Here is a 211-nt window from a genome sequence, read left to right as displayed (position 1 = left end):
AGACGAGGAAGAAGTTACGTATCAATCAGCACCAATTACGCAGCAGCCTGCTATGCAACAAACACAAAAAGAAGTGCAAGTAAAACCACAGAAGGAAATGCAAGTGAAACCGCAAAAAGAGGTGCAAAAAGAACAGCCAATTCAAAAAGAAAAACCAGTTGAAAAACCGTCTGTTATTCAAAAACCACCTGTTATAGAAAAACAAAAACCA

1 pseudogene is annotated in these 211 nt (G+C 37.9%); it reads left to right on the top strand.

Annotation, left to right across the window (positions count from 1 at the left end):
* A pseudogene (locus MR083_RS27660) lies at positions 1-211 on the top strand (peptigoglycan-binding protein LysM); the annotation flags it as partial.

This window comes from Bacillus cereus group sp. BfR-BA-01408 (genome assembly GCF_022663305.1).
Taxonomy (GTDB): Bacteria; Bacillota; Bacilli; order Bacillales; family Bacillaceae_G; genus Bacillus_A; species Bacillus_A pacificus.
Note: the sequence above shows the minus strand (reverse complement) of the source record. Positions and strands in the feature narration are given on the sequence as shown.